The organism is Gordonia sp. p3-SID1431 (assembly GCF_025143765.1).
In the GTDB taxonomy this organism is placed as follows: Bacteria; Actinomycetota; Actinomycetes; order Mycobacteriales; family Mycobacteriaceae; genus Gordonia; species Gordonia hongkongensis.
In genome coordinates this window covers 1-9055 of record NZ_JAMBDT010000151.1, presented here as the reverse complement: position 1 = coordinate 9055, position 9055 = coordinate 1, and the positions used below count along the sequence as shown (strand labels likewise).

Sequence of the window (9055 nt, the reverse complement as noted above, 5' to 3'; positions counted from 1 at the left end):
ACGCCGGCGACCCCCGCCACCGCCGGGCCGGTTGCCCAGCGCCCGACGGGGATGCCGCTCGCCGGGGCACCGGGCGGCGGACGGCGGCCCGGCGCCGACGACGACAGCCACCGGGCCGCGCCGTACCTGCACACACGGGAACACGGCGCGCAGCTCGTCGGCGACATGCCGCTCGTCGGCCCGCCCGTCATCGGCGACTGGATCCGGCAGGCCTCCCCGGCGGTCGACGACGCCGCGCCGGCCGGGCCGGATCAGGCCTTGTCCCTGCGGCCCGCGGCACCCGGCGACGCCGTCTCCCGGACCCCCGTCGACGGTGCGGCGCAGGAGGTCTCGGACGACACCGGTGCACCGTCGGGCGGTTCGGCCACGTCGAAACCGGAGACCGTGTGAACCCCGGGCTGAAGCGTGTCGACCGGTTACCGGGCGGCGTCGCCCGCCTCGTCGACTCGGTGCCCGACGAAGACCTCACGGCGTGTCTGCACCTGATCGTCGCGACCGTCCTGGACGTCACGGCGGTCTCGACGCCCGAGATCCGGGAGGCGATCAGCCAGTGGCGGCGGCAGGGCGGTGCGTCGACGGCCGGCATCGCACGTCTGCGGCTCGTCGCGGCACAGCACGACTTCGACGCCTTCGCGCATCAGCGTCGTGGCGACGTGGACGCCCAGCGCGACAGCTTTCGCCGCGCCCGCGCCGTCGACTGCCTGGTAGCCGCGATGTCGACGCCCGCCGCTGGTGAGTCGCTGCGCGATGCGCTCCGCGAATCGGCCTACGAGGCCGCCGCGGCACTGGGCGGCACGGCCGGTGTGGTCGCCATCCTCGCCGACCACGTGATGTGAGGCGGCGGCGCCGTCGCGCCGGTCAGGTCAGGCCGAAGCTGTGCTCGACGGCTCGGTTCCATCCCGCGTAGAGGCGGTCGCGGTCGTCGGCGGCCATCCCGGGCTCCCACCGGCGGTCTTCGGCCCAGTTGGCGCGGATGTCGTCCTCGCTCTCCCAGAAACCGACGGCCAGGCCGGCCGCGTAGGCCGCCCCGAGGGCGGTCGTCTCGTTGACGACCGGCCGCACGACGGGTACGTCGAGGATGTCGGCCTGGAACTGCATGAGCAGTTCGTTCACGACCATTCCGCCGTCGACCTTCAACGTCGACAGTTCGACCCCGGAGTCGGCCTGCATCGCCTCGATGACCTCACGCGTCTGAAAGGCGCTGGCTTCCAGTGCGGCTCGGGCGATGTGGCCCTTGTCGGCGAACCGGGTGAGACCCACGATGACGCCGCGGGCATCGGGGCGCCAGCGCGGCGCGAAGAGTCCGGAGAACGCCGGGACGAAGTAGACGCCGCCGTTGTCGTCGACCCCGCCGGCCAGTTTCTCGACGTCAGATGCCTGCGGGATCAGGCCGAGGTTGTCGCGCAGCCACTGGATGAGCGAACCGGTCACCGCGATCGAGCCCTCGAGTGCGTATCGTGCGGGCTGCTCGCCGATGCGGTAGCAGACGGTGGTGAGCAGTCCGTGCTCGCTGAAGACCGGCTCGGTGCCGGTGTTGAGGAGCAGGAAGTTGCCGGTCCCGTAGGTGTTCTTGGCCTCGCCGGGTTCCAGGCAGGCCTGGCCGAAGGTCGCCGCCTGCTGGTCGCCGAGGATGCCCGCCAGGGGCACGCCGGGCAGCGGGCCGTTGCCGCGGAGCGCCCCGAAGTCGCCCGAGGAGCTTCGGATCTCGGGCAGCATGGCCATCGGTATGCCCATGTCGGCGCAGATCTCGGCATCCCACTGCTGGGTGCGCAGGTCCATCAGCATCGTCCGGGAGGCATTCGTGACGTCGGTGACGTGCTGACCCCCGTCCACGCCGCCGGTCATGTTCCACGCCATCCAGGAATCCATTGTGCCGAAGCACAACTCGCCGTTCTCGGCGCGTTCGCGGAGGCCGTCCACGGAGTCGAGCAGCCAGCGGGCCTTGGGGCCGGCGAAGTAGGTCGACAACGGCAGGCCGGAGCGATCGCGGAACCGGTCCATGCCGACATCTCCGGCCAGCTCGGTGCACAGATCATCGGTTCGCGTGTCCTGCCACACGATGGCGTTGTGCACCGGCTTGCCGGTGTCGCGCTCCCAGATCACGGTGGTCTCGCGCTGATTGGTGAGGCCGCAGGCGACGATGTCCTTCGCGGTCAGTTCGGCCGACGCGAGGGCAGCGGCGCCGACGCGGCGGGTGTTACGCCAGATCTCGGCGGCGTCGTGTTCCACCCAGCCCGCGCGCGGGAAGATCTGTTCGTGTTCGAGCTGTTCGGCGCCGACGACGCGACCCTCGTGATCGAAGATCATCGCCCGGGTCGAGGTGGTGCCCTGGTCGATTGCCGCCACGTATTTGCCTGACCTACCCACGCCGGACAGTGTCGCACGCTGTCGAGGCCACAGAGATCAATTAGGCTCAGCAACCATGAACACCGAGTTCAACGCGGACCGGCCCGCCGACATGGGGCCCCTCTACCGCGCCGAGGCGTGGCGGAGATTCGGGGAGGAACAGTTCGACGTGGTGGTCATCGGTGGCGGCGTGGTGGGTGTCGGTGCCGCACTCGACGCCGCGACACGCGGTCTGCGCGTCGCGCTGGTCGAGGCACGCGACATCGCCTCGGGCACATCGAGCCGGTCGTCGAAGATGTTCCACGGCGGCCTCCGCTATCTCGAGCAGCTCGAATTCGGCCTCGTGCGTGAGGCTCTACGCGAACGCGAGTTGTCGCTCCGGTTCCTCGCGCCACATCTGGTCAAGCCGTTGCCGTTCCTGTATCCGCTCACGCAACGCGTGTGGGAGCGGCCGTATGTCGGAGCCGGCATCTTCCTCTACGACCGGATGGGCGGCGCCAAGTCCGTTCCCGGACAGCGTCATGTCACCCGATCGGGTGCTCTGCGCGTGGCCCCGGCACTCAAGCGCAGCTCGCTCATCGGCGGGATCCGGTACTACGACACCGTCGTCGACGACGCGCGGCACAGCCTCACGGTCGCCCGCACAGCGGCCAATTACGGTGCGGTCATCCGGACCTCGACCCAGGTCACCGGATTTCTGCGCGAATCCGACCGGGTGCTCGGAGTCCGGGTGCGCGACACCGAGAACGGCGATGTGACCGAGATCCGTGCCCACTGCGTGATCAACGCCGCGGGCGTGTGGACCGACGAGGTGCAGGCACTGTCCAAGCAGCGCGGGCACTTCAAGGTCCGGGCCTCCAAGGGTGTGCACATCGTGGTGCCGCGCGACCGCATCGTCAGCGAGACGGCGATCATCCTGCGCACCGCCAACTCGGTGCTGTTCGTCATCCCGTGGGAGACGCACTGGATCATCGGCACCACCGACACCGACTGGAACCTCGACCTCGCGCATCCGGCCGCCACCCGCGCCGACATCGACTACATCCTCGAACGCGTCAACGAGGTCCTGGTCACCAAGCTCAACCACGACGACATCGAAGGCGTCTACGCCGGCCTCCGGCCGCTGTTGGCCGGGGAGGACGACGAGACCTCGAAGCTGTCCCGGGAACACGCGGTCGCGACCGTCGCGCCCGGGCTCGTGTCGATCGCCGGCGGCAAGTACACCACCTACCGGGTGATGGCCGCCGACGCCGTCGACGCGTGCGACGACTTCATCCCGACCCGGGTGGCGCCGTCGATCACCGAACGCGTCCCGCTGCTCGGGGCGGACGGTTACTTCGCGCTCATCAACCAGTGCGAGCACCTCGGACGCCGATTCGGGTTGCACCCGTACCGGATTCGCCGGTTGTTGAACCGCTACGGCTCGCTGATCGACGACGTGCTGTACTACGCCGACGGCGACAAGAGCCTGCTGCAACCGCTGGCCGCGGCGCCGCAGTATCTGCGCGTGGAGGTGGTGTACGCCGCGGTCGACGAGGCGGCGCTGCACCTCGAGGACGTCCTCGCCCGGCGGACCCGCATCGCCATCGAATACTCCCATCGTGGCGTCGACTGCGCCGACGAGGTCGCCGACCTGCTGGCGCCCCTGCTCGGCTGGACCACCGAGCAACGCGACTTCGAGGTGGCGACCTACGTCGCGCGCGTGGAGGCCGAGGTGGCCTCGCAGCAGCAACCCGACGACGACTCCGCCGACGCCCTGCGCGCCGCGGCCCCCGAGGCCCGGGCCGAGATCCTGGAGCCGGTGCCCGTTCCGAAGTGACGGTGGCTCCGGTCGAGTCGGGACGTTGGCCTCTGTCTCTGCCCCCTGATGCCGCGGCACGATCGGGGTGGGGGAAGAAGGAGACGAGATCATGGTCGACGAATCGGTTCGGGTGCTCACCCCCGACCAGGCCTGGGATCTGTTGGGAGTAGCCGAGCTCGGTCGGATCGCTCTGAGCGTCGACGGCCAGCCCGACATCTTTCCGGTGAACTTCCATGCGACCGACGGCCGCATCATGCTGCGGTCCGGCGAGGGCACGAAACTGTCGGAGCTGGCGGTGAATTCGCGAGTGGCGTTCGAGGCCGACGGACACACCGACGCCGACGGGTGGAGTGTGGTCGCCAAGGGGACGGCACGCATACTGGTGTCGCTCCGGGAGATCGAGGCGGCCGACCAGCTGCCGCTGCGCCCGTGGATCGCGACGATGAAATACAACTACGTGGAGATCACGGTCGACTCGATCACCGCCCGCCGCTTCGAGTTCGGGCCCGAGCCCGAGCGCTACCCCGTGTGAGGGGCCTCGGCCGGATCACACCTGGCACCGGGGACACCAATAGACGGATCGTTCGCCGCCCGGGGATTCGAGTTCGCCCCGCTTCACCGGGGTGGCGCAGCGCCGGCACAGCCGCCCGTGGCGTCCGTACACCCACATCCGCGCATTGGGCGATGTGTTGCCCGTGGTGGTGCGGGCCGATCGCAAGCGGTTCGCCCACAGCAGGCGTCGGCTGAGGTCCACGACCGGCCCGAGGTCGACCTCGCCGACCGGGCGGGTCGGCAGGACCCGCCGCAGGAAGCAGATCTCGCTGCGGAAGACGTTGCCGATTCCCGCGATCAGCCGCTGGTCGAGCAAGGCCGCACCGATCGTCGCGTCCGGGTCGGAACCGAGGCGTCGGATCGCCTCCTCGCGATCGAAGTCGTCGGCGAGCAGGTCGGGGCCGAGGTAGGCGAGCGCGGCGTCGGGGTCGGCGAGCAGTTCCAGTACGCCGAGGTCGAAACCGACCGCCTCATGGTCGGCGGTGCGCAGGACCGCGCGGGCCTGGTAGGCCGGGCGGCGCCACCGTTGCCCCCGCGGGTGCACGTGCCAGGCGCCCTCCATCTTCAGATGCGAGTGGATGCTGAGGGTGTCGCCGACACCCGGACCGCTCTCGGCGACGTCGATCAGCAGGTGCTTGCCCACCGATCGCACCGCGAGGACCTCGCGTCCGGAGAGGTCCGCGGTGGCCAGCGACGGGATGCGGAAGTCCGACGACTCGAGCACCCGTCCCGCGAGCCCCGCCCGCAGTCGTGCGGCGGCCGCGTAGACGGTGTCGCCCTCAGGCATGGTCCACCTCAGGCATGATCACCGAAACGCAGCCGGATGCCGCGCGGGGTCGTCGAGAATCCCGCTTCGACGAGCACCTTGCCGAAGTCGGTGGCGCGCACGGGTTCCGAGTCGATGTGGTCGATCGTCAGACGCGCGATCCGGCCCCGCCGGACCAGTGCGACCAGCGCGCCCGCGGCCGACTCCAGCCGCGGGATCGAGTCGCTGAACGTCAGCAGCGTCTTGCCGCCGCGTTCGACGAAACACACCACGTCACCGTCGACGATCACCACGAGCGCCCCCGGTTTGCGGCCCGGGCGGTGACCGGCCTCGGCGTCGCGAGACGCCGGCCACTCGAGCGCCGCCCCGTAGGGATTGGCCGGGTCCGTCGCGGCCAGCACGGTTGCCTCGCGGGGCGCTTTGCGATCGGGCAGCGCATGCCGGCGCAATTCGTCGACCGTGGCCGGCGAGGCGAACTGCGCCCCGCCGAGGCCGTCGACGTAGTAGCCGCGACGAACATGTCCGTTGTCCTCGAAGACGGTGAGCGCCTTGTAGACCCGCGCGAAGCCGCCGGTCACCTCCTCCGAGACCACGCTGCCGCGCGTGATCACGCCGTATCGGGTCAGCAACTGATCGCAGAGGCCCTGCGTGGCGATGGTCGGCTCGGTGGACGGGTGGTCGAGGGCGAACCAGCGGCCACTCGCCGTCGGCGACACCGGGGGAGCGACGGAGTGTTCGGTGAGGTACCGGGCCGACAGGCGGCCGGCCCGGAGCCGGGGTGCGCGTCCGCGTGCCCGATGCGCGGGCGCCGAGCGCGGTGCGGACGGGCTGCGCCGCGGTTGCAGCAGGGCCCGGACGGGCGCGAAGCTGTCGTTGCTGACCCGCCCCGCCCACACGAGGTCCCACAGGGCGGTCTCGATGTCGGCGGCCGGCGTGGTGGTGCCGGTGCTGATGTCGGCGGCGATCTGAGGGAACCGCAGGGCACCACCGGGTTCGAGTGCGGCCGTGACCCCGTCGTGGACCGGGGTGGTGTCGATCTCGTCGGCGTCGGGCAGCGTCAGGACGGCGACGTCCGCGGGATGCAGCGCCACCCAGCCGTCGGAGTTCCCGATGCGACCGTGTCCGGACCAGATGACCTCACCGGCGCTGAGCAGTTCGTCGAGCATCGGCGCTGCGTAATCGGACACCCGGGCCGGCAGTACGAGGGACTCCCACGCGGACGCCGGCAGCGGGAACCCGGCCAGCTGGTCGATGACCGTCGCCACCCCGTCGACACCCCGGAGCTGGGTGCCCGACGACGCGTGCTGCCAGTCGAGGAGGAACCGGGTGAGGACGTCGGTACCGACGGGAGCCACCTCGGCGCGGCTCGCCGCCAGGGAACCGCGTCGGATCTGACCCAGCACGTCGGCGTGACACCATTGCCCGTCCCGGGGGCCGGTACCGGCATCGGGCAGGAAGTCACCCTCGACGACGCGTCGCTCCGATGCGAGACGGTTGAGGGTGTCGCGCACGACCCCGGTCGCGATACCCAGAGCCGCGGAGGCCTCGGGCACGGTGAACGGGCCATGGGTGCGGGCGTACCGGCCGATAAGGTCTCCGACGGGGTCGGGCACCTCCTCGAGATAGGCCGCCGGGATGCCGAGAGGTGCGGGCACCCCGAGAGCGTCACGGAGGCGGGCGGTGTCGTCGATGGCCGCCCACAGCGCACGTGCGTTGTGGTTGACCGAGATGATCTGCCCGACCCGGTGCAACTCGGTGAGCAGATCGGCGGCCGGCTCGTCGCCGCGATACCGGGCCGCGACCTCCTCGGTGGTGAGCGGGCCCAGCCATCGCAGCAGGTCGACGATGTCCTCGGCGTCGCGCGCCTGACGCTCGGGGGACAGGCGTTGGAGCCGGGCGATCACGTCGGCGATGACCGCCGGATCGAGGAGCTCGCGCAGGTCGACGCGCCCGAGCAACTGGGCCAGCAGGCTGGTGTCGAGGGAGAGGGCGGCCGCGCGGCGCTCGGCGAGCGGCGCGTCGTCGGCGTACATGAACGCACCCACGTACCCGAACAGCAGCGACGCGGCGAAGGGAGACGGGCTCTGGGTCTCGGTCTCCACCACCCGGATCCGGCGCGTGCGGATGCGGGTCAGCAGATCGAGCAGGGCGGGGAGGTCGTAGACGTCCTGCAGGCATTCGCGGACGGCTTCGAGCACGATCGGGAAGTCGGGGAATTTGGATGCGACAGAGAGCAGTTGGGCGCTGCGCTGGCGCTGTTGCCACAGCGGGGCGCGCCGGCCCGGATCCCGTCGCGGCAGGAGCAGGGCGCGCGCGGCGCATTCGCGGAAACGGGACGCGAACATCGACGAGTCGGCCAGACCGTCGGTCACGAGTTGCTCGACCTCGTCGGGGTCGAGGAGGAACACATCGGCTCCGGGAGGGGCGTCGTCGGTGTCGGGCATCCGCAGGATGATGCCGTCGTCGGAGGCGGTGGTGGCGCCCTCGATGCCGAGGGTCTCCAGCAGGCGCTGCGAGATGGCACTGGCCCAGGGGGCGTGTACACGTAAGCCGTAGGGGGAGTGGAGGATCACCCGCCAGTCGCCGAGCTCGTCGCGGAACCTCTCGACGACCAGCGTGCGGTCGGTGGGCAGGTGTCCGGTCGCCTCGCGCTGCTCGGCGATGAGTGTCGCGAGGTTGCTGCGGGCGTTGTCGGTGAGCCCGAGTCGGTCTGCCTGGTCGTCGAGCTTCCCGGGATCGGCGATCGACTGGGTGAAGGCGCCGATCGCGGCGCCCAGTTCGGCGGGGCGTCCGATCGCGTCACCGATCCAGAACGGCAACCGGCCCGGTTGACCGAACGCGGGGGAGACGAGTACGCGGTCGTGGGTGATGTCCTCGATCCGCCAACTGGTGGCGCCCAGCGCGAACACGTCGCCGACCCGGGACTCGTAGACCATCTCCTCGTCGAGTTCGCCTACGCGAGTGGCCTTCTCGCCGACCATGAACACGCCGAAGAGTCCGCGGTCGGGTATGGACCCGCCCGAGGTGACGGCGAGCCGCTGGGCGCCGCGCCGGCCGGTGATGACCCCGGCGTCGCGGTCCCAGTTCACCCGGGGGCGCAGTTCGGCGAACTCGTCGGACGGGAAGCGGCCCGCGATCAGGTCGAGGGTCGCGTCGAAGACGCCCCGGCCCAGTTCACGGTAGGGCGCCGCGCGCCGGACGACCTCGTACCAGTGATCGACCTCGAGGTCGTCGACCGCGGCCGCCGCGATGGTCTGCTGGGCGAGGATGTCGAGCGGATTCTGCGGGACCTTGATCTCCTCGATCGCGCCGTCGAGCATCCGGCCCACCGTCACCGTGCAGTGCAGCAGATCGGTGCGGTGCTTGGGGTAGAGGATGCCCTGGCTGATCTCGCCGACCTGGTGCCCGGCGCGGCCGATCCGCTGCAGTCCACTCGCCACCGACGGCGGGGACTCCACCTGGATGACGAGATCGACCGCACCCATGTCGATGCCGAGTTCGAGTGAGCTGGTGGCCACCACACACGAGAGGCGGCCTGCCTTCAGGTCGTCCTCGATCTGGGCGCGCTGCTCCTTGCTGACCGAGCCGTG

6 protein-coding genes and 1 pseudogene are annotated in these 9055 nt (G+C 70.6%); 4 read left to right on the top strand and 3 right to left on the bottom strand.

Annotated elements, in window-relative coordinates; translation table 11 throughout:
- Both M4D77_RS22775 and M4D77_RS22770 read left to right on the top strand, forming a co-directional pair.
- Positions 1–390: pseudogene (locus tag M4D77_RS22775) on the top strand (hypothetical protein); the annotation flags it as partial.
- Positions 387–836, top strand: coding sequence for a hypothetical protein (locus M4D77_RS22770; RefSeq protein WP_259937519.1), 450 nt, complete (start codon positions 387–389; stop codon positions 834–836). The pseudogene M4D77_RS22775 and the gene M4D77_RS22770, both read left to right, overlap by 4 nt.
- Before the next feature lie 22 nt (positions 837–858).
- On the opposite strand, the gene glpK is transcribed toward M4D77_RS22770, so the two are convergent.
- Entirely contained in the window at positions 859–2346 is a 1488-nt protein-coding gene (gene glpK / locus M4D77_RS22765; RefSeq protein WP_159371872.1) for a glycerol kinase GlpK, read from the bottom strand.
- Between the two features lie 76 nt (positions 2347–2422).
- On the opposite strand from glpK, the gene glpD reads away from it, so the two are divergent.
- Complete coding sequence (gene glpD / locus M4D77_RS22760) at positions 2423–4165, top strand: glycerol-3-phosphate dehydrogenase (protein ID WP_065630729.1); 1743 nt, start codon at positions 2423–2425, stop codon at positions 4163–4165.
- A 91-nt stretch (positions 4166–4256) separates the two neighbouring features.
- Complete coding sequence (locus M4D77_RS22755) at positions 4257–4679, top strand: pyridoxamine 5'-phosphate oxidase family protein (protein ID WP_065630753.1); 423 nt, start codon at positions 4257–4259, stop codon at positions 4677–4679.
- Between the two features lie 15 nt (positions 4680–4694).
- On the opposite strand, the gene M4D77_RS22750 is transcribed toward M4D77_RS22755, so the two are convergent.
- The gene (locus tag M4D77_RS22750; protein ID WP_226512932.1) at positions 4695–5486 is read right to left on the bottom strand and encodes a DNA-formamidopyrimidine glycosylase family protein; all 792 of its coding nucleotides are present in this window, start codon (positions 5484–5486) and stop codon (positions 4695–4697) included.
- Positions 5487–5494: 8 nt separating this feature from the next.
- A partial coding sequence (locus M4D77_RS22745; RefSeq protein WP_259937517.1) for a helicase-related protein occupies positions 5495–9055 on the bottom strand: 3561 nt, incomplete at its 5' end.